The 20,258-nt window shown below is 50.0% G+C and carries 18 protein-coding genes, 1 tRNA gene, 1 rRNA gene and 1 pseudogene; 3 read left to right on the top strand and 18 right to left on the bottom strand.

Annotated features, from left to right (window positions below; genetic code table 11):
• Positions 1-27 precede the first annotated feature (27 nt).
• Positions 28-103 (top strand) — tRNA-Thr (locus FEK46_RS02070).
• A gap of 40 nt (positions 104-143) precedes the next feature.
• Positions 144-259 (top strand): 5S ribosomal RNA (gene rrf / locus FEK46_RS02065).
• A gap of 231 nt (positions 260-490) precedes the next feature.
• Here rrf and FEK46_RS02055 read toward each other — a convergent pair.
• The 7 genes from FEK46_RS02055 to acrE all read right to left on the bottom strand — a co-directional run bounded on the left by FEK46_RS02055 (position 491) and on the right by acrE (position 9,809).
• Positions 491-1,249, bottom strand: coding sequence for an amino acid ABC transporter ATP-binding protein (locus tag FEK46_RS02055; protein WP_130219134.1), 759 nt, complete (start codon positions 1,247-1,249; stop codon positions 491-493).
• 7 nt (positions 1,250-1,256) lie between these two features.
• Entirely contained in the window at positions 1,257-2,360 is a 1,104-nt protein-coding gene (locus tag FEK46_RS02050; protein ID WP_135559899.1) for an amino acid ABC transporter permease, read from the bottom strand.
• Between the two features lie 9 nt (positions 2,361-2,369).
• Positions 2,370-3,551: an amino acid ABC transporter permease gene (locus FEK46_RS02045; protein WP_135559892.1), complete on the bottom strand. Its 1,182-nt coding sequence runs from the start codon at positions 3,549-3,551 to the stop codon at positions 2,370-2,372.
• Positions 3,552-3,618: 67 nt separating this feature from the next.
• Positions 3,619-4,644 (bottom strand): amino acid ABC transporter substrate-binding protein, encoded by a 1,026-nt coding sequence (locus FEK46_RS02040; RefSeq protein ID WP_130204494.1) that lies wholly within the window; start codon positions 4,642-4,644, stop codon positions 3,619-3,621.
• 417 nt (positions 4,645-5,061) lie between these two features.
• On the bottom strand, positions 5,062-5,283 hold the full coding sequence (locus FEK46_RS02035; RefSeq protein WP_000825639.1) for a membrane protein: 222 nt from the start codon (positions 5,281-5,283) through the stop codon (positions 5,062-5,064).
• A 252-nt stretch (positions 5,284-5,535) separates the two neighbouring features.
• Positions 5,536-8,640 (bottom strand): multidrug efflux RND transporter permease subunit AcrF, encoded by a 3,105-nt coding sequence (gene acrF, locus FEK46_RS02030; protein ID WP_130204496.1) that lies wholly within the window; start codon positions 8,638-8,640, stop codon positions 5,536-5,538.
• A gap of 11 nt (positions 8,641-8,651) precedes the next feature.
• The gene (gene acrE / locus FEK46_RS02025) at positions 8,652-9,809 is read right to left on the bottom strand and encodes a multidrug efflux RND transporter periplasmic adaptor subunit AcrE (RefSeq protein WP_135559891.1); all 1,158 of its coding nucleotides are present in this window, start codon (positions 9,807-9,809) and stop codon (positions 8,652-8,654) included.
• Between the two features lie 395 nt (positions 9,810-10,204).
• On the opposite strand from acrE, the gene envR reads away from it, so the two are divergent.
• Positions 10,205-10,867, top strand: a complete 663-nt coding sequence (gene envR / locus FEK46_RS02020; RefSeq protein WP_135559890.1) for an acrEF/envCD operon transcriptional regulator — start codon at positions 10,205-10,207, stop codon at positions 10,865-10,867.
• Between the two features lie 2 nt (positions 10,868-10,869).
• Here the strand turns inward: envR and FEK46_RS02015 are convergent.
• From FEK46_RS02015 to msrP, 11 genes and pseudogenes are all read right to left on the bottom strand, one after another.
• A pseudogene (locus tag FEK46_RS02015) lies at positions 10,870-11,049 on the bottom strand (DUF2556 family protein).
• Between the two features lie 83 nt (positions 11,050-11,132).
• A complete protein-coding gene (gene yhdJ, locus FEK46_RS02010; protein ID WP_131160894.1) occupies positions 11,133-12,017 on the bottom strand; it encodes an adenine-specific DNA-methyltransferase in 885 nt (294 codons plus the stop codon).
• An 84-nt stretch (positions 12,018-12,101) separates the two neighbouring features.
• Positions 12,102-12,398, bottom strand: a complete 297-nt coding sequence (fis, locus tag FEK46_RS02005; RefSeq protein ID WP_000462905.1) for a DNA-binding transcriptional regulator Fis — start codon at positions 12,396-12,398, stop codon at positions 12,102-12,104.
• 25 nt (positions 12,399-12,423) lie between these two features.
• Positions 12,424-13,389 carry a tRNA dihydrouridine synthase DusB gene (dusB, locus tag FEK46_RS02000; RefSeq protein ID WP_001219652.1) on the bottom strand — a complete coding sequence of 322 codons (966 nt, stop codon included), beginning with the start codon at positions 13,387-13,389 and terminating at the stop codon, positions 12,424-12,426.
• Positions 13,390-13,717: 328 nt separating this feature from the next.
• Positions 13,718-14,599 carry a 50S ribosomal protein L11 methyltransferase gene (prmA, locus tag FEK46_RS01995; RefSeq protein ID WP_135410516.1) on the bottom strand — a complete coding sequence of 294 codons (882 nt, stop codon included), beginning with the start codon at positions 14,597-14,599 and terminating at the stop codon, positions 13,718-13,720.
• Between the two features lie 11 nt (positions 14,600-14,610).
• Positions 14,611-16,062 (bottom strand): sodium/pantothenate symporter, encoded by a 1,452-nt coding sequence (gene panF, locus FEK46_RS01990; RefSeq protein WP_135493029.1) that lies wholly within the window; start codon positions 16,060-16,062, stop codon positions 14,611-14,613.
• Positions 16,052-16,294 (bottom strand): YhdT family protein, encoded by a 243-nt coding sequence (locus tag FEK46_RS01985; protein WP_000381170.1) that lies wholly within the window; start codon positions 16,292-16,294, stop codon positions 16,052-16,054. The genes panF and FEK46_RS01985 overlap by 11 nt, the downstream gene beginning before the upstream one ends.
• Positions 16,295-16,402: 108 nt before the next feature.
• Positions 16,403-17,752: an acetyl-CoA carboxylase biotin carboxylase subunit gene (accC, locus tag FEK46_RS01980; protein ID WP_000884639.1), complete on the bottom strand. Its 1,350-nt coding sequence runs from the start codon at positions 17,750-17,752 to the stop codon at positions 16,403-16,405.
• 10 nt (positions 17,753-17,762) lie between these two features.
• Positions 17,763-18,233, bottom strand: a complete 471-nt coding sequence (gene accB / locus FEK46_RS01975; RefSeq protein WP_000354618.1) for an acetyl-CoA carboxylase biotin carboxyl carrier protein — start codon at positions 18,231-18,233, stop codon at positions 17,763-17,765.
• A gap of 395 nt (positions 18,234-18,628) precedes the next feature.
• Positions 18,629-19,228, bottom strand: a complete 600-nt coding sequence (gene msrQ / locus FEK46_RS01970) for a protein-methionine-sulfoxide reductase heme-binding subunit MsrQ (protein WP_130204508.1) — start codon at positions 19,226-19,228, stop codon at positions 18,629-18,631.
• Entirely contained in the window at positions 19,229-20,233 is a 1,005-nt protein-coding gene (gene msrP / locus FEK46_RS01965) for a protein-methionine-sulfoxide reductase catalytic subunit MsrP (protein WP_130204510.1), read from the bottom strand.
• Positions 20,234-20,258: the final 25 nt, after the last annotated feature.

The following is a 20,258-nucleotide window of genomic DNA, read 5'->3' as shown; positions in this document are numbered from 1 at the left end:
GGAACTGCCAGGCATCAAATTTAGCGTGCTGATATGGCTCAGTTGGTAGAGCGCACCCTTGGTAAGGGTGAGGTCCCCAGTTCGACTCTGGGTATCAGCACCACTTTTTAGGTTAAAGTTCGGCAGATTAGAAACAGAATTTGCCTGGCGGCCGTAGCGCGGTGGTCCCACCTGACCCCATGCCGAACTCAGAAGTGAAACGCCGTAGCGCCGATGGTAGTGTGGGGTCTCCCCATGCGAGAGTAGGGAACTGCCAGGCATCAAATAAAACAAAAGGCTCAGTCGAAAGACTGGGCCTTTTGTTTTATCTGTTGCTTGTCGGTGAACGCTCTCCTGAGTAGGACAAATCCGCCGGGAGCGGATTTGAACGTTGCGAAGCAACGGCCCGGAGGGGGGCGGGCAGGAAGCCCGCCATAAACTGCCAGACATCAAATCAAGCGAAAGGCCATCCGAAAGGATGGCCTTTTTGCGTTTCGAATCCATGTACAACTTAATGGATAACCTGCGATAAAAATGCCCTCGTACGCTCCGATTTAGGATGCGCAAAAAATTCATCCGGTGCAGCTTGCTCCACGATTTCTCCGCGATCCATAAAAATCACTCGATCAGCGACAGTTCGCGCAAATCCCATTTCATGTGTTACGCACAGCATCGTCATGCCTGACTGCGCTAGCCCAATCATCGTATCCAGCACTTCTTTTACCATCTCCGGATCGAGCGCCGACGTAGGTTCATCAAACAGCATGATCTTTGGTTTCATACAAAGTGAACGTGCTATGGCAACGCGTTGCTGCTGACCACCAGAAATCTGCCCGGGAAACTTCTGTGCATGTTCGGCAATTCTCACCCGCTCAAGGTAATGCATCGCCAGAGCTTCAGCTTCTTTCTTCGGCATCTTACGCACCCAAATCGGCGCCAGGGTACAGTTCTGTAAAACGGTCAAATGTGGGAATAGATTGAAATGCTGAAAGACCATTCCCACTTCCTGCCTGACGCGCTCAATATTGCGAATATCTTCGTTAAGCTCGATGCCATCCACCACGATCCGTCCCTGTTGGTGTTCTTCCAGATGATTAATACAGCGAATGGTTGTCGATTTCCCGGAACCGGAAGGACCACACAAAACAATGCGTTCACCGGTTTGCACAGTCAGATTTATATCTTTTAAGACATGGAATTGCCCATACCATTTATTGACGTTTTCCAGTGTAATCATCGCGTTAGCAGGTTGCAGTAAAATTTGGCTCATAGTGTCCTCAATGCGGTGTACGCCCGGTGTTAAAACGTTTTTCCAGATGTTGGCTATAACGTGACATGCTGAAGCAGAAGATCCAGTAGATCAGTGCGGCGAAAACATACCCTTCCGTCGACATACCCAGCCAGGCGGGGTCAACGGTTGCCTGCTGAACGCTACTGAAAAGATCGAACAACCCGATGATGATCACCAGACTTGTGTCTTTGAATAGCGCGATGATGGTATTTACCAGCCCTGGAATCACCAGCTTCAGTGCCTGGGGCAGAATAACCAGCCCTTGAGTTTTCCAGTAACCCAACGCCAGCGACTCTGCCGCTTCGTATTGCCCTTTGGGCAGCGCCTGTAATCCGCCTCGCACGACTTCCGCAACGTATGCTGACTGAAACAGGATCACGCCGACCAACGCACGAATCAGTTTGTCGATACTGGTGCCTTCCGCCATAAAGAGCGGCAGCATGACCGAAGACATAAACAGTACGGTAATCAGCGGTACGCCACGCCTGAACTCGATAAAAATGACCGATAAGATACGCACAATCGGCATATGGGAGCGGCGGCCTAATGCCAGTAATATCCCCCACGGCAGCGCCCCAGCAATCCCAACAGATGCGATAATCAACGTCAGTGTCAGCCCGCCCCATTGCCGGGTTTCAACCCGCTCTAGACCAAGAAAACCGCCATACATCAGCCACCAGACAATCAGTGGGTAGATAACCGCCCATACCGCAATATAGCGACCGCGATGCGGGAGTATTTTCCAGAACATTGGTGCGATAGAAACAAGGCCAATCAGTAATGCCAGGTTAATTCGCCAGCGCTGGTCGTGCGGGTAAAGCCCATACATAAACTGGCCGAATCGTTCGTGGATGAAGACCCAACAGGCACCGGCTTTTGTGCAGTCGGTACGCGTTGAACCAACCCAGTTTGCCTGTAAAAAAGCCCAGTTCAGCAGCGGTGGAATCAGTTCCCACATCAACCATAAGCAGCCAATAGTCAGCAGGCTATTGCTCCAGCTAGAGAACAGGTTTTTGCGCACCCACACCATAGCGCGGCTTGAGTTATGGCTCGCCGGGCGCGGGGGATGAGACAGCAATACTTTTGTCATCATGACTCCTTAGCGTTCAACGATCTCGATGCGGCGGTTATAGATATTCATCAGCAGCGAGATAGTCAGGCTGATAATCAGATAGACCGACATCGTCATGGCAATCGTCTCGATGGCTTGCCCCGTCTGGTTCAGCACGGTGCCAGCAAACAGCGAAACCATATCGGGATAGCCGATAGCGGCGGCAAGAGAGGAGTTTTTGACGATGTTGAGATACTGGCTGGTTAACGGCGGAATAATCACTCGCAGCGCCTGGGGAATAATGACCTGGCGTAGCGTAACTGGGTTGGGCAATCCCAGCGAGCGGGCAGCTTCATGTTGACCATAAGGCACTGCCTGGATCCCGGCGCGAATAATCTCGGCGATAAATGCAGATGTATAAACTGAAAGCGCCAATGTTAAGGCTGCCAGCTCAGGGATAAGCACCATCCCGCCGCGGAAGTTAAACCCTCGTAGCGCCGGAACATCCCAGTGCAGTGCCGCACCAAAAAGCCATTGCGCCAGTAAAGGTAAACCAGTGAGCAACACAACGGCGCAAGGCCAGGTTCGTCGCAGTTGTCCGGTCTTTATCTGGTGCGTTTTATTAAAACGGAATAGTCCAACAGAAATGGCTATAGCAATAACAACAGTCAGGATAAACGCAATAAATCCATCTCCCAGCTGCGGCGACGGAATATAGAGCCCACGATTGCTCAAAAAGGCGAGATCAAACGCACTCACAGCCTGTCGCGGTCCGGGCAAATTGCGCAACACGGCAAAGTACCAGAAGAAGATTTGCAGTAGCGGGGGAATATTACGGAAGATCTCAATATAAATTGTGGAAAGCTTTCGTAGCAGCCAGTTATCCGAAAGTCGCGCCAGACCGATAAAGAAGCCCAGGACAGATGCGAATACGATACACAATGCTGAAACCAGTAGCGTATTGAGTAAGCCGACAATAAAAACGCGTCCGTAGGTATCGCCCTGCTGGTAATCGATCAAATGCTGGACGATCCCGAAGCCTGCGCCGCGATCCAGAAAGGCAAATCCTGATGTAATGCCGCGATTGTTTAGATTCGTCACGGTGTTGTGAAATAACCAACCAACAATGCCGACGACGGCAACAACGGCGAGGATCTGGAATAACCAGGCGCGAACCGTAGGGTTGGTAAAGGAGAGTGAGCCTTTAACGGTTGAGCGGCGATGGGGCATATAAACCTCGGAAACCATAACGCTGAAGAGAGCGCCGCCGTAGCGACGCCCGTTACCTCACACCGACTTAACGCACGGGCGGCGCGTACTGAATACCGCCGTTATTCCAGAGATTATTTTGCCCACGTTTAATTTTCAGCGGGCTTTCTGAACCTACATTACGCTCAAAAATTTCCGAGTAGTTACCCACCTGTTTGATGATGTTGTAAGCCCATTTATTATCCAGCTTCAGATCCTTGCCGTAATCGCCCTCTTTACCCAGCAGATGCGCCATATCAGGCGTAGCTGGATTAGCCGCTTTTTCATCAACGTTTTGCGAGTTAACGCCCATCTCTTCAGCATTCAGCATGGCGAAAAGCGTCCAGCGCACAATAGAGAACCATTCATCATCGCCACGACGGACTACCGGACCAAGCGGTTCTTTAGAGATAACTTCTGGCAGGACAATCCATTCGGCAGGATTACTTAATTTGATCCGCAGGGCATACAGTTGCGACTGATCCGAGGCCAGCGTATCGCAGCGGCCAGATTCCAGAGCCTTCGCTGATTCGTCTGAGCGATCGAAGGTTACTGGCGTGTACTTCATATTGTTTGCCTTGAAGTAATCGGCGACGTTGAGTTCGGTATCAGTCCCCGCCTGAATACAGACGGTTGCGCCATCCAGTTCTTTCGCGCTTTTTAATCCCGCTTTATCGTGCGTCAGGAAGCCAATGCCGTCGTAATAAGTGACGCCAGTAAATACCATTCCCATTCCTGCGTCGCGGGATGAAGTCCAGGTCGTATTACGGGAGAGCAAATCCACTTCTCCTGACTGTAAAGCGGTGAAGCGTTCTTTTGCTGTGAGTGGGGTATATTTCACTTTCGTGTCGTCGCCAAATACAGCAGCGGCAACACCACGACAAACATCTACATCAATACCTGAAAACTTACCGTCTGCATCGGCATAAGAGAACCCAGGTAATCCGTCACTGATCCCACATTGAACAAACCCTTTATTCTTTACGGCATCAAGTGTCGCGCCAGCATGCGCCTGATTTGCAACGGCAAGCAGCACGCTGGCGGCAGCCAGTGTGGCTATCATCATCTTTTTCATAATGCTTCCTGTGAGGCGAAAATTATCGTTATAGGACGTTTGGGAAACGTCTTTTACCTGTCTGTGGCCATCCTTTTATAAGCAAAAGTAGTGCCAGTTTTTGCGCACGATTCCGTGTCGCAATAAGCTGAGTGTAGACAGGAAATAATAAAAACATCGCCCCGCAATGGTGCGAAAATGAAACATACGCCACATTTTAGCGCAAAATATTTATTCGCATTTTACTAAGCAGGATAATGATTGTTAGCGTGAGCATGTGTTTTAAATGAGGGTAAAAACTAATGGATGTGTTATTTCGACGGTTCGAAATAAAATGCTAAATTAAAAGGGAATAAGCTAGCCGAATATAGTTGTATTTTATCTTACGGTGAGATTCTGTACCGTTAAAGAGAGCGCGGAACTCCGCGCCCTGTTCAGTTATTTCGACAGAGCGATGATCCCCATCGTCAGGCCAGCAACAGCCGCTGCCCCGCCAGCAATAGCCCCGGCAGTTTCCCAGTTATCCTGAGTCGTACCTTTCATACAGGTATTGGTGTGAACCAGACGGCCCTGATCGTCATAAACCGGAACGCAGGGTGAATCGTGAGCGCAGCCCGCCAGCAATGCGGTGAGCAATGCGACAGGAATTAATCTTTTCATGGTGTTACCTCAGTAATAACGCTACCGCTTAATAAGCTAACTTTCTTATTTAACGTGCTGAATTCCATTTTATCACCGGGAGTTATAATTCTTGCAAGATGAATAATGACAAATTATGTTAATTGTAAAAATAATGAAGGGAGAAAGAATGAATGCACTCAATTCAAAAGTTAGTGAATCATTAACTCATTAATTTTTATAGTTTTAACTGCAAATTAAAAAGGCGTCCGAAGACGCCTTTGTGTTTTAAATTTACCCTTTAAAGCAACGGCGGATCACCACAAAGAACACAGGGACGAAGAAGATTGCCAGTAATGTTGCGGAAATCATGCCGCCCATGACTCCAATCCCTACCGCGTTCTGCGCGCCGCTTCCCGCACCATTACTGATAGCCAGCGGCAATACGCCGAGAATAAAGGCGAGTGATGTCATCAGAATAGGACGAAGACGCATACGTACGGCCATCAGCGTTGCTTCAATAACACCTTTCCCCTCTTTCTCCATCAGGTCTTTGGCGAACTCAACAATCAAAATAGCGTTTTTAGCTGATAAGCCAATTGTCGTTAACAAGCCCACCATAAAATAAACGTCATTTTTTTGATTAAAGAGTGTCGCCGCCAGCAGCACGCCGACAATCCCTAACGGCACGACCAGCATAACCGAGACAGGAATTGACCAGCTTTCATAGAGCGCTGCAAGGCACAGGAAAACGACCACGAATGAAATGGCTACCAGAGCAGGGGCCTGGTTGCCTGACAAGCGTTCCTGATACGACATACCCGTCCAGTCATAACCGATTCCGTTAGGTAGTTGTGAGGCGAGGCTTTCCATTAGCGACATCGCATCGCCGGAACTGGTGCCTGGCGCGGCCTCCCCCTGAATCTCCATAGAAGGTAGACCGTTGTAGCGTTCCAGACGCGGAGAACCATATACCCAATGTGAAGTGGTAAAGGTGGAGAATGGCACCATTTCGCCGTTGGCACTGCGGACATAAAGTTTATCGACATCTTCTGGCAGCATACGGAATTTGGCATCCGCCTGAACATATACTTTTTTCACGCGGCCACGGTCGATGAAGTCGTTGACATACGTCCCGCCTAACGCCGTAGAAATGGTCTGATTAATGTCAGAAAGCGAAACGCCTAATGCCTGTGCTTTTTCCTGGTCAACTTCAAGTTTGAACTGCGCAGTATCTTCCAGGCCATTGGGGCGCACACTGACTAAGCTTTCAGGATGTTGCGCCGCCATGCCAAGCAATTGGTTGCGGGCATGGGTTAAGGCATCGTGACCAAGACCCGCCTGATCGATTAACTCAAAGTCGAAACCTGTTGCCGTACCCAGTTCAACAATGGCTGGCATATTGAATGGAATGACAAAACCGTCGCGGATTTTACTCAGTTCCATTTTGGCACGTTGGATTACCGCTTCCGCGCTATTTTCTTCGCCACTGCGCTCTTCCCACGGTTTAAGGCTGACAAAGGCCATCCCGGCGTTTTGCGCCTGACCGCTGAAGCTAAATCCATTGACTGTAAAGACACTTTCAACGTTCGCCTTCTCGTTCTTCAGATAGTAATCCGTCACTTCATCCAGTACTTTTTGTGTCCGCTCTTGCGTCGCGCCAGCGGGCAGTTGGATCATGGTCAGGAAGACACCCTGATCTTCTTCCGGCAAGAAAGAAGAAGGGAGGCGTAAAAACAGCACTACCATTCCGGCGACAATCAGCGCATAGATCAGTAAATATCGCCCTGTGGAACCGAGGATTTTGCCAACGCTATTGGTGTAGTGATTAACGCTATGATCGAAAGTGGTGTTAAACCAGCCGAAGAAACCACCCTTATTTTCGTGATGCTCGGCAGAGACTGGTTTCAGCAATGTTGCACATAACGCGGGGGTGAGAATCAGCGCAACCAGTACTGAAAGCGCCATTGCTGAAACAATAGTGATAGAGAACTGTCGATAAATTGCCCCTGTTGAGCCACCGAAGAATGCCATCGGAATAAATACCGCCGACAGTACCATCGCGATACCTACCAGCGCACCCTGGATTTGCGACATCGATTTTTCCGTCGCTTCTCTGGGGGGGAGTTTATCCTCCATCATTACGCGCTCGACGTTCTCCACAACGACTATCGCATCATCAACTAGAAGCCCGATGGCAAGTACCATCCCGAACATCGTTAGCGTATTGATGGAGTAACCAAAAGCGGCGAGTATGGCAAATGTCCCTAACAACACGACAGGTACAGCAATGGTGGGTATCAATGTCGCCCGCATGTTCTGCAAGAACAGATACATCACCAGGAATACCAGGATAATGGCTTCGAACAGCGTTTTCACCACTTCCTGGATAGAAAGCTGGACGAAAGGCGTGGTGTCATAAGGGTAAAGAACCTTCATTCCCTGTGGGAAGAACGGCTGCAATTCTGCCAGTTTGGCCTTGATGGCTTTTGCGGTATCAAGTGCGTTAGCTCCCGTTGCCAGTTTAATACCGAGGCCAGCCGCGGGTTTGCCGTTGATACGGGCGATAACGTTATAGTTTTCACCACCGAGTTCAATCCGTGCGACATCTTTCAGCCGCACTACCGAACCGTCGCTGTTCACGCGCAGGGTGACTTTGCCGAACTCTTCCGGATCTTTTAACCGTGTCTGGGCAATAATCGACGCGTTTAGCTGCTGTCCTGGTAATGCCGGCGTGCCGCCTAACTGACCGGCCGCAATCTGGTCGTTCTGTACTTTCAACTGGTTAATAACATCAACCGATGTGAGTTTATATTTGTTCAGCAGATCGGCATCGAGCCAGATACGCATAGCGTACTGAGCACCGAACAGTTGTACGTCGCCAACGCCGTTCAGACGGCTAATGGTATCTTTGACGTTAGAGGCGATGTAGTCGGAAATATCGTCTTGCGTGGTACTTGGGTTATCAGAAACAAAACCAGCCACCATCAAAAAGCTGCTACTTGATTTCTCGACACTTATCCCCTGTTGCTGGACTTCCTGCGGCAGTAGCGGTGTGGCGAGTTGAAGTTTGTTTTGTACCTGCACTTGCGCGATGTCTGGATCGGTCCCGGACTGGAAGGTGAGAGTAATTGTCACGCTACCGGCTGAATCGCTGGTGGAGGACATATACATCAGATTATCGATGCCGTTCATATTCTGTTCGATAACCTGTGTCACCGTATCCTGCACGGTTTGCGCATCAGCGCCCGGATAGTTTGCCGACACAGAAACAGCGGGCGGGGCAATGGTTGGATACTGGGCGACGGGCAATTGTAGGATCGCCAGTACGCCCGCCATCATCAGAATAATGGCCAGCACCCATGCAAATATTGGTCGTCGAATAAAAAAGTTTGCCATATCAGATTGCCTTACTTCGACGCAGTATCTGCGGGGGTATCGGTAGTGGCTTTAACCTGCTCTCCCGGGCGTGCTTTTTGCAGGCCGCTGACAATGACCTGATCACCCGCTTTTAGTCCTTCGCTAATCAGCCATTTATCGCCAATGGCCTGGCTGGCGACAACAGGACGCGCCTCAACCTGGCTTTTATCATTAACAATCATGACGGTAGCGTCACCACGCGGCGTGCGGCTAACTCCCTGTTGCGGGATAAGAATGGCGTCAGGTTGTACACCTTCATCAATCCGTGCGCGCACAAACATACCTGGCAGAAGCGTGTGTTGCGGGTTAGGGAAAACCGCGCGCAGGGTAATGGAGCCGGTGCTTTCATCAACGGTTACATCAGAGAATTGCAGCGTGCCTTTCAGGGGATAGGTTTGACCGTTTTCCATGACCAGCTCTACGTTGCTGGTGGCGTTTTCCTTATGCAAACTACCTTGCTCTACGGACTGCTTGAGTCTCATGAAGTCGTTGCTGGATTGGGTCACATCGACATAGATAGGATCGAGTTGCTGGACAGTCGCCAGTTCGGTCGTTTGCCCGTTAGTGACGAGAGCACCTTCGGTCACCGAAGATTTGCCGATACGCCCGCTAATTGGCGCAGTCACTTTGGTATAAGCGAGATTGATGCGGGCGCTTTCGACCGTGGCTTTTGCGGCTATGACGGTAGCATCGGCCTGACGAGCATCAGCAATCGCCTGATCGTACTCCTGCTGGCTGATGTATTTCGTACCCACAAGCGGAACATAACGTTTTACCGTCAAATGCGCGATGGATGCGGCAGCTTCGCTTTTCGCCAGGTCGCCTTTCGCGCTGTCATAACTTGCCTGATAAGTGGCTGGATCGATCTGGTACAGGGACTGGCCAGCTTGCACATCGCTGCCTTCAGTGAAATTACGATTCAGCACTATCCCGCTAACCTGTGGGCGAACCTCGGCAATACGGAAAGCATTAGTACGGCCTGGTAATTCAGTTTTAACTTCTAACGGGGCAGTATTCACAACATGAACGGTAACCTGCGGTTCACCGACGTGAGCTTTCTCTTCTCCCTTATCGTTACAACCCGCAATTAACGCTGCGGAGATCATGATAAAGGAGGGCAGGAGGAAAAACTTGGCATGTTTCGTCATTACTATTCCTCAAAAAACCAAAAGCGCGTTATTAGCCAGAAAAAGGCAACGCGTTAACTCGCAGAAATAAAAATACAGTTCGCTATCCTACAAATTATCGTCCGGCGATGTAAGGAATAGTTATGAATAGTCGCTATTCAAGGCACGTAAACACAAAAATAGATTAATATTCTAATGTTCTCATTTGATGTGAGTTGAAAAGAATGGAAGCATTTTAACGCAAAGTGAAATATACATTTATTAAGTAAATATATTATCGTCAAACAATAGACTTTGATTATTTGACGATTGATAGCAGACGGGAATTGGTTTCTCGTATAAATAAAAATTAGGTGATACATTACTTCTCGTTGTTTCCCTTATGTCGAATATATTTATTCCCTGAATGATTAATCATGGCAAAAAGAACCAAAGCTGAAGCCCTGAAGACCCGGCAAGAACTGATTGAAATCGCCATCGCCCAGTTTGCGCAGTATGGCGTAAGCAAGACGACGCTCAATGACATCGCCGACGCCGCCAACGTCACGCGTGGCGCAATCTACTGGCACTTCGAAAACAAGGCTCAACTGTTTAACGAGATGTGGCTGCAACAGCCTTCATTGCGTGAGTTAATCCAGGAACGTTTAACGGAAGGGTTAGAACATGATCCTTTCCTGCAATTGCGTGAAAAACTGATTGTTGGCTTGCAATATATTGCCGAAATTCCCCGCCAGCAGGCGTTACTGCAAATCTTATATCACAAGTGTGAATTTAGTGATGAAATGCTGGCCGAGGCAGTAATACGGGAAAAGATGGGCTTTAATCCACAGATTTTGCGTGAAGTATTACAAGCATGTCAGCAACAGGGGGATATAGCTAAAAGCCTCGACTTAGACGTCGTAATGATTATTATTGATGGCGCCTTCAGCGGTATTGTTCAAAACTGGTTAATGAATATAGCGGGTTACGATCTTTATAAACAAGCACCCGCATTAGTCGATAATGTATTAAGAATGTTTATGCCAGATGAAAACATAACGAAATTAATTCATAAAACAAATGAATTAGGTATCGTATAAAGTTACATTCTATTGTGAAAATCCAGTTCGTCACAGTTAACCAGTTTTAGCGGATTAACCGAGTTCATATTGCGACATTTGTCTGTGTCTGTTGCCAGTAGTTCAATCTACTGCATCAGTAAGGTATCAAACAGAAAAACGGAGACAGCGAAAACGACGAGCCACCAATACTTGCGAATCATTACCTGAGCCTGTGCATGTTTAACCAAGTCTGGCAGGAAATATACACGAAATGAATAATCTGAAAACCAGGCTTACACTTCCTTTACTTTGCAATGAGATCGGGGTCAACTTCGCTGATCCGGCTTCGTTTTGACAGGTTGCCGGTCTTTCTTTTTTTCACTTTCGCCAGCTCTTCCATGGAGTAATGTGACGCGACTTCCAGTCGGCGTAGCCCCATCTTGATGTACTCGCTGTTAATCTCAATACCAATGAATTTTCGCCCGGTCGCGATGGCGACGGCACCGGTGGTGAAGCTACCAGCAAACGGATCGAGAACGACATCGCCAGGGTTAGAAGAGGCGAGAATAATGCGCTTCAGTAAAGCTTCAGGCTTTTGCGTCGGATGGTTTTCATATTCATCCATCAAATAACGTACGCGTGGAAAATCCCAGACGTTACCTGGCACTTTTTGATGATTGTAAGGTTGCGGGGGATTTTTGCGATAGTCGATTAATGCACGCTGTGCTCCGGTTTTGGCTTCTACCAGAATAGCATCGCTGTTAAATGTGTAGTTCTTTGCGTCTTTCACCATCATCAGGATGGGTTCATACATGGAGCCGTAATATTTTTTTGCCTGAACGCCGGAGCTGTCATACGACCAGACGATGCGACTTTTGATGGTAAAAAGCTGGCGGCACTGGAGGTCAATAAAGGGCATGTTTTCCGTGCTGTTCATGATGTACATGCTGCCCTGTTTTTTCAGAACGCGGTGGCACTCTGTAATCACTTCAAATAGCCAGTTAATAAACAGATCTTCTTTCCACGCTTCGATCAGGCCATCGAAATTTTTACCGATGTTATAAGGCGGGTCAGCAAAGATTAGATCGACACTTTCTGCGGGTATCTTTTTAAGTTCAGCTAATGCATCACCGTGGATAATGGTCTTTGTATTGTCGCCAAACCTGGTGGGTTCACATCCTGTTCTCATGGTCACTCCCTTTGCGACACCTATAAAAAAGGCGCTTCCCCATGCCGAGTAGCGCCTTTTAATCAAGCAATTAGCTAACCTGAATTAGTTCATGCCGTACTTTTTCAATTTTTTACGCAGCGTACCACGGTTGATGCCCATCATCAGCGCAGCACGGGTCTGGTTACCACGGGTGTATTGCATCACCATGTCCAACAGGGGCTGTTCTACTTCAGCCAGTACCAGCTCATAGAGGTCATTAACATCCTGACCGTTCAGTTGAGCAAAATAGTTCTTCAGTGCCTGTTTAACCGAGTCACGCAGGGGTTTTTGGGTTACCTGATCCTGAGAGTTAACGGTAGAAACGGTCAGTACGTCAGAATTTACGCGTTGTTCGAACATAGTTCTGTCAGCTCTTTATTTCTGTTTACGCAAAATTTTCGAAGTATGCCTCCAACGCCTCCAGCTGTTCGCTGGCATCCTCAATGGCGTTGAATGTGCGCCGAAACTGGTCATTTGGAGCGTGTTCCTGGAGATACCAGGAAACGTGTTTACGTGCAATTCGGTACCCTTTTGCCGGACCATAAAAGTCATGCAGTTCCCGAACGTGCGCGCAAAGCAAGCGCTTAACCTCTGCCAAAGGCAGCGGGGGCAGCAACTCCCCAGTGTCCAGATAATGCTGGATTTCCCGAAAGATCCAGGGTCTTCCCTGAGCTGCGCGGCCTATCATCAGAGCATCCGCCCCTGTATAGTCGAGCACAGCTCTGGCTTTAAGCGGGTCAGTAATGTCGCCATTCGCGATAACCGGAATGGAAACTTTCTGCTTAACTGCCCGAATACTGTCGTATTCAGCTTCTCCATTGAACAAACAGGCGCGTGTACGGCCATGAATGGTCAGAGCCTGAATGCCACAGTCTTCAGCCAGTTGGGCAATCTCTTCGCAGTTACGGTGTTCCGGCGCCCAGCCTGTGCGAATCTTCAGGGTAACAGGAACGTCCACTGCATTAACGACCTCGGTAAGGATCGATTTAACGACATCCGGGTACTGCAAGAGGGCTGAACCTGCAAGCTTGCGATTCACTTTTTTAGCCGGGCAACCCATATTGATATCAATAATCTGGGCACCGCTTTCCACGTTAATACGTGCTGCATCTGCCATTTCTTTCGGATCGCTACCGGCAATTTGCACGGTGCGAATACCGGGTTCATCAATGTGCACCATCCGTAAACGAGATTTGTCGCTTTCCCAAACCTGAGGGTTAGAAGACATCATCTCGGATACTGTCAATCCGGCTCCCATCTCGTAGCACAACGTCCGAAAAGGTCTGTCTGTAATGCCAGCCATGGGCGCTGCGATCAGGCGATTTCTGAGCTGATATTGTCCGATGCGCATGAGTTAAGAAATGACCATACTGTGACTGCAAGGCGGCGTATATTACGCATTTTTTGCACGAGATGAAAGGCCAAACTTTGACCAATCCTCTGAGATGGATCAAAGAATTGCATTTAAAATGAACTCGGCGGAATAATTAATCATAAAAATCATCACATTAGAAATAAGTGATTAAAATTCGCACTCAAAGAAATTTGAGTAAGTTCTCAATTTTTCTTTATGAATGAAAATTTTGGCACGCAAATTTGCCTAAATAATCAGCAAAATTACGTGCCTTTTGTGACGTTGCTCGCACTTCTCTCTACATCACTATGCCACATTCTGGCGGTTAATTCTTACGACCAGTAATGCGACACCACTCTTCTTTTTCCACGACCGGGTCCAGAACGAAGCTGTCGGCATAAGCTTCACAAACGCTCTCCGCCTGGCTTGCCAGAATACCGGAAAGGCCCAGCAAGCCGCCTGAAACCGGCAGGACGCTGATTAACGGTGCCAGTTCACGTAACGGGCCTGCGAGGATGTTAGCGACCACCACGTCGGCTTTCATCGCTTCAGGCTGATCTTTGGGTAAGTAGAGTTCCAGACGCTCAGAAACGCCATTACGTTCGGCGTTGTCGCGGCTGGCCTGAATGGCCTGCGGATCGATATCAATACCAATGGCTTTTGCTGCGCCCAGTTTCAGCGCCGCGATTGCCAGAATGCCGGATCCACAGCCAAAATCGATGACCGTTTTACCGGTTAAATCGAGGCTGTCGAGCCATTGCAGGCACAGAGAGGTGGTTGGATGAGTCCCCGTACCAAACGCCAGGCCCGGGTCTAACATCACGTTGACGGCGTTTTCGTCTGGCACATCACGCCAGCTTGGGCAGATCCACAGACGTTCGCCAAAGCGCATTGGGTGGAAATTATCCATCCATTCGCGCTCCCAGTCTTTATCTTCCAGTTGTTCGATTTTGTGCGCGAAGCCTGCGCCGAGCAGCGGATGATCCTCCAGAATCGCCACGACTTCATTCATGTCGGTTTCAGCATCGAACAGACCAATCACATCGGTGTCGCCCCACAGGCGCGTTTCGCCCGGCAGCGGCTCAAACACCGGCGTATCGTGGGTATCCTGAAAAGTAATGGACACGGCACCCGCTTCCATCAGCGCATCGCTAAGATCTTCAGCGTTCGCGCCGGTGGTGTTCAGTTTCAGTTGGATCCAAGGCATGGCAAAACTCTTTATTTATCAGTAGTCAAAACGGTAGCTTGCGAGACGGAAGTACCGAAACGGTTTCCGACCAGGAAAGCCAGCAAACTTAGCAGTAACGAGGGCACGATAGGGTGGAAGCCCAGGTACTGAATATTCAGGGTCGCGAGCACGGCATACAGCACACCGCCAACGATCATCGCACTTAGCGCACCTTTGGCGTTGGCGCGTTCCCAGTAAAGACCCAGCACCAGCGGCCACAGGAAAACGGCTTCCAGCCCACCGAAGGCCAGCAAATTCAGCCAGATGATCATTTCTGGCGGCTTCCAGGCGGCAAGCAGCAGCAACGCGCCGAGAATCAACGTAATCACCGCCGACATCCGCTTCAGACGCGTCTCGTTTTGCATTTGATCCGGACGGATATTCAGATAGAGATCTTTAATGATCGTAGCGGAACTTTGCAGCAACTGGGCGTTGATCGTCGACATGATCGCGGCCATCGGTGCAGCCAGGAAGATCCCGGCAGCAAACGGTGGCAGCACTTTTACCATTAACGTCGGGATCACCAGATCCGGTACGGTGAGATCGGGGAGCACCGCCCGACCTAACGCTCCGGCCAGGTGCATACCGAACATCAGGATTGCGACTACAATCGTCCCGATGATGATCCCCCGATGCACTGCTTTGCTGTCTTTATAAGAGATACAGCGCACCGCAGTATGCGGCAGGCCAATAACGCCAAAGCACACCAGTACCCAGAACGATGTCATAAAGGCAGGTGACAGAATATCGTCAGCACCTTGTGGCGTAACCAGCTGTGGATCGATGGTTTGTAGCGTCTCTACCGCGTTGCTTAAGCCGCCAGCGGCATGTACCACGCCGACCAGCAGCACAATGGTGCCAACCAGCATCACCAGACCTTGCATGGTGTCGTTCAGCACACTGGCGCGAAAGCCGCCAAAGGCGGTATATAACGCAATACTGATACCGAAAATCAGCAGCCCGGTTTCATAAGGAATACCCGCCGCGGTTTCCAGCAGACGCGCACCGCCGATAAACTGCACGGTCATCGCACCAACGAACGCAACCAGCAAACTCAAACTCGCCAGCCACACCAGAAGACGACTCTGGTAGCGGGCAAACAGCATATCGTTCAGCGTCACCGCATTGTAGCGGCGCGCAAGAATCGCGAACTTCTTGCCGAGTATACCGAGCGAAAGCCAGACTGCAGGAAGCTGAATCATCGCCAGCAATACCCAACCCAGGCCGTATTTATAAGCAGCGCCTGGCCCGCCGATAAACGAACTGGCACTGATATAGGTCGCGGTGAGCGTCATCGCCAGCACAATACCGCCCATGGAACGGCTGCCGAGGAAATACTCATTAAGGAAGGTGCCGGTGCTCCGTTTACGCATCGCATAAACAGAGATACCGAACACCACCACCAGATAGGCGACCAGCGGTAGAATCACTTCAAGCTGCATCGTCATCCTCCAACGGGATATCGCGATAGATAAATTTCACCATCGCCCAGCACAGTCCAATAAACAGCAGCGGCGTCAGGATGCAGGCCATCTCAAACCAGCGCGGAAAGCCGGTAAAACCGGGGGCAACGCCAGGTAAGTAAGCGGCTACTAACCATACCGCCAGATACAAAAGGGTCAGCCCCAGCGCCCAGCGCGCCTCTTTATGGGCCTGAACAAAACGAGTGTCCATTTTTTGTCCCTGATGGGTGAAGAAAGCGGGGATTGTACCTTATGGGGGTTGTCGATCCCCAGTAATAAAAAAGGCCGGAAAATCCGGCCTTTTGACGCTTTTGCAGTCTTATTTTTCCTGAAGACCGAGTTTTTTCTCCAGATAGTGGATGTTAGTGCCACCATGCTGGAAGTTCTCGTCGTTCATGATGCGGATCTGCAGATCAACGTTGGTTTTGATACCGTCGATGATCAGCTCCTGCAGCGCATTCTTCATGCGAGCAATCGCCACGTCACGGTTTTCACCGTAGCAAATCAGCTTACCGATCATTGAGTCATAGTACGGCGGCACGGTGTAGCCCGCGTAGATATGAGACTCCCAACGCACGCCAAAACCGCCTGGCGCGTGGAAACGGGTAATTTTGCCCGGGCTTGGCAGGAAGGTGTTCGGATCTTCGGCGTTGATACGGCACTCTACCGCATGGCCGCGAACGTGAACTTCTTCTTGCTTGATAGACAGCGGCTGACCGGCAGCGATACGCAGCTGTTCTTTGATCAGGTCAACGCCAGTGATCATTTCAGTAACCGGGTGTTCTACCTGAATACGGGTGTTCATTTCGATGAAATAGAACTCGCCGTTTTCGAACAGGAACTCGAATGTACCTGCACCGCGATAGCCGATATCAACACACGCTTTAGCACAACGTTCGCCGATGTAGCGACGCAGTTCCGGGGTAATGCCCGGTGCTGGCGCTTCTTCGACCACTTTCTGGTGGCGGCGCTGCATGGAGCAGTCACGTTCCGCCAGATAGATAGCGTTGCCCTGACCGTCAGCCAGCACCTGAATCTCGACGTGGCGAGGATTTTCCAGGTATTTCTCCATGTAAACCATATCGTTGCTGAAAGCAGCTTTCGCTTCCGCACGAGTCATGGAGATAGATTGCGCTAGTTCAGCATCGCCGCGCACTACGCGCATACCACGACCGCCGCCGCCGCCGGAGGCTTTGATAATTACCGGATAACCAATGCGTTTAGCAATGGCGCGGTTTTTATCCATATCGTCGCCCAGCGGGCCGTCAGAACCTGGTACGCAAGGGACGCCTGCTTTTTTCATCGCGGCGATTGCGGATACTTTGTCGCCCATCAGGCGAATGGTTTCTGCTTTCGGGCCGATGAAGATAAAGCCGGAGCGTTCAACCTGCTCGGCAAAGTTGGCGTTCTCGGAAAGGAAGCCGTAACCCGGATGGATTGCTACTGCGCCGGTGATTTCAGCGGCGCTGATGATTGCCGGGATGTTCAGATAACTTTTTACTGACGGAGCAGGGCCGATACAGACCGTTTCATCTGCCAGTAATACGTGTTTTAGATCGCGATCCGCGCTGGAGTGCACAGCGACAGTCTTGATGCCCAGTTCTTTACAGGCACGAAGAATACGCAATGCAATCTCGCCGCGGTTGGCAATAACAATTTTATCCAGCATGTTCGCCTCGTTACTCGATGACGACCAGCGGCTCGTCAAATTCTACCGGTTGTCCACTTTCGACCAGAATTGCTTTCACAGTACCGGATTTGTCTGCTTCGATCTGGTTCATCATTTTCATGGCTTCAACGATGCACAGGGTATCGCCCACGTTCACTTTCTGACCCACTTCGATGAACGCTTTCGCGTCCGGGCTTGGGGTGCGGTAGAAAGTACCAACCATTGGGGAACGTACGATGTGACCACTGATTTCCGCTGCTGCTGGCGCTTCCATGGAAGGAACGGTCGCCGGAGCGGCTGCGTTAGATTGAGCTGGCTGCTGCATCATTGGTGCAGCGTAAGCTTGTTGCATCATCGGGAAACTTGCGGCAGGTGCTGCACGGCTGATGCGTACTGACTCTTCGCCTTCAGAAATTTCCAGTTCAGAGATGCCTGATTCTTCAACCAGCTCGATCAGTTTTTTAATCTTACGAATATCCATGAGTGGGTTCCGTACTCTTTGTTTAGTGTGATTGTGACAGGCGTTTCACCGCCGTCTGTAAAGCGTATGCCCCGACAGCTGTATGCATAGCGGTAAATTCCAGCAGGCCGGGACGCCGGTCTATTTTGCCCCAGAGTGTCAATGTGAGACTTGACGGACATTGTGCAGCGATTTGCTGCTATCCTCCGGCAAAAAACAAAATATACCTTCGTTGCGCCATTGTCACCTTTTCAGCAGTTTAAAAGCTGCCTCAGGGAGAACGAGGTCGCACATTATAACGATTTCGTAGCAAATGGCAGCTAAATACTGGTCTTATCAGGGAAGATAATCAACAGCTAACATGTAAATAACTTTCAACGTCGCGTAATTTGCAATAAGCCGCACAGTTCACGAAATTAACGCCACCATTGACGGAACTTCTTATAACGTAAGGCTAAAAGCAATAATGCCAGCCCGGCGTAGATGAGCGGCTGCGGTGAGATAACCTTCACTGACCACAGATAATGTATGGGGGCCAGGATCGCGACAAGATAGACGAAGTTATGCAACTGTTGCCAGTGTTTGCCTAGTTTTCGCTGCATCGCTTGTGTAGACGTGAATGCTAAAGCAAGCAAAATCAACCAACTGATAATACCCAGGGTTAAATAAGGTCGGGTGATTAATTCCTGACCGAATAACGCCAGGTTGTTCACGCCAAGTTCCAGCAATGCATAACTGGTTAAGTGCAGCGTCGCCCAAGCGAAACACCATAAACCTAACAGGCGGCGGGTGCGTATCAATAATGGCTGCTTAGCGTAGCGCGCCAGCGGGGTAATTAACAACGTCGCCAATAAAAATTTCAGCGCAGTCCGACCGGTAAAATGCTGAATATCTTTCACCGGGTCGGCACTTAGCCCGCCATGATTGATTGCCCAAACCAGCCAGACAAACGGCAAAAATCCGGCAAGATGCAGGCAAAATTTCAGCCAGGTAACCTGTTTTGCAGTCAAACGCACTTAGAAGTTCTCCCGTAGATCCAGTCCGCGATAAAGTGACGCGACTTCATCGGCGTAGCCGTTAAATAGCAGTGTCGGCTGGCGTTGCACATCCAGGATGCCACCTGAACCGATAAATCGCTCAGTGGCCTGCGACCAGCGAGGGTGATCAACATGCGGATTAACGTTGGCGTAAAAGCCGTATTCGTTGGGGGCCGAAAGATTCCAGGTGGTTGGTGGGCGTTCTCGGGTCAGCTTAATGCTCACTATCGACTTGATGCCTTTAAAGCCATATTTCCATGGCACAATCAGGCGTATCGGCGCGCCATTTTGCGGCGGTAGCGCCTTGCCGTAGACGCCGACGGTCATCAGTGTGAGCGGATGCATTGCTTCGTCGAGACGTAATCCTTCTACATAGGGATATTTCAGACCGCCGCCGATAAACCTGTCCTGCTGGCCGGGCATTTGTTCCGGTGCATAAATTGTTTCGAAAGCGACGTACTTCGCGTTGCTGGTCGGCTCTGCCAGCGCCAGCAGTTTATGCAGCGGAAAACCAATCCACGGCACCACCATCGACCACGCTTCCACGCAGCGCATCCGGTAAATCCGCTCTTCTAACGGGAATCGACGGGTTAGCGCATCGTGGTCGAGGGTTAACGGTTTACTGACTTCACCACTGATTTTCAACGTCCACGGATCGGTTTTCAGGCTGCCAGCATTCGCGGCGGGATCTGCTTTATCCAACCCAAATTCATAGAAATTGTTGTAGCCGGAAACTTTATCTTCCGGTGTCAGTGGCAAGTTATTTTGCCAGGCAGCAGGCTTGCTGAACTCCAGGGGTTTTCCGGCAGGCGCGGGCGGGCGATCGTTCCCTTTGAACCAGCCAAGTAAATCCGCGTGGGCGGCATTTGGTATAGAGAGGGCGGCGGCGCTGATGCCTAATGCTTTCAAAACTTGCCGACGTTGCATAAAAAAAGCCGATTCAGCAGTGACATCGGCTTCTGTAAGTTGACGAATTTTTTTCATAACAGACTCCCGGTATGCTCATGAT

This window comes from Escherichia sp. E4736 (genome assembly GCF_005781225.1).
Taxonomy (GTDB): Bacteria; Pseudomonadota; Gammaproteobacteria; order Enterobacterales; family Enterobacteriaceae; genus Escherichia.
Note: the sequence above shows the minus strand (reverse complement) of the source record. Positions and strands in the feature narration are given on the sequence as shown.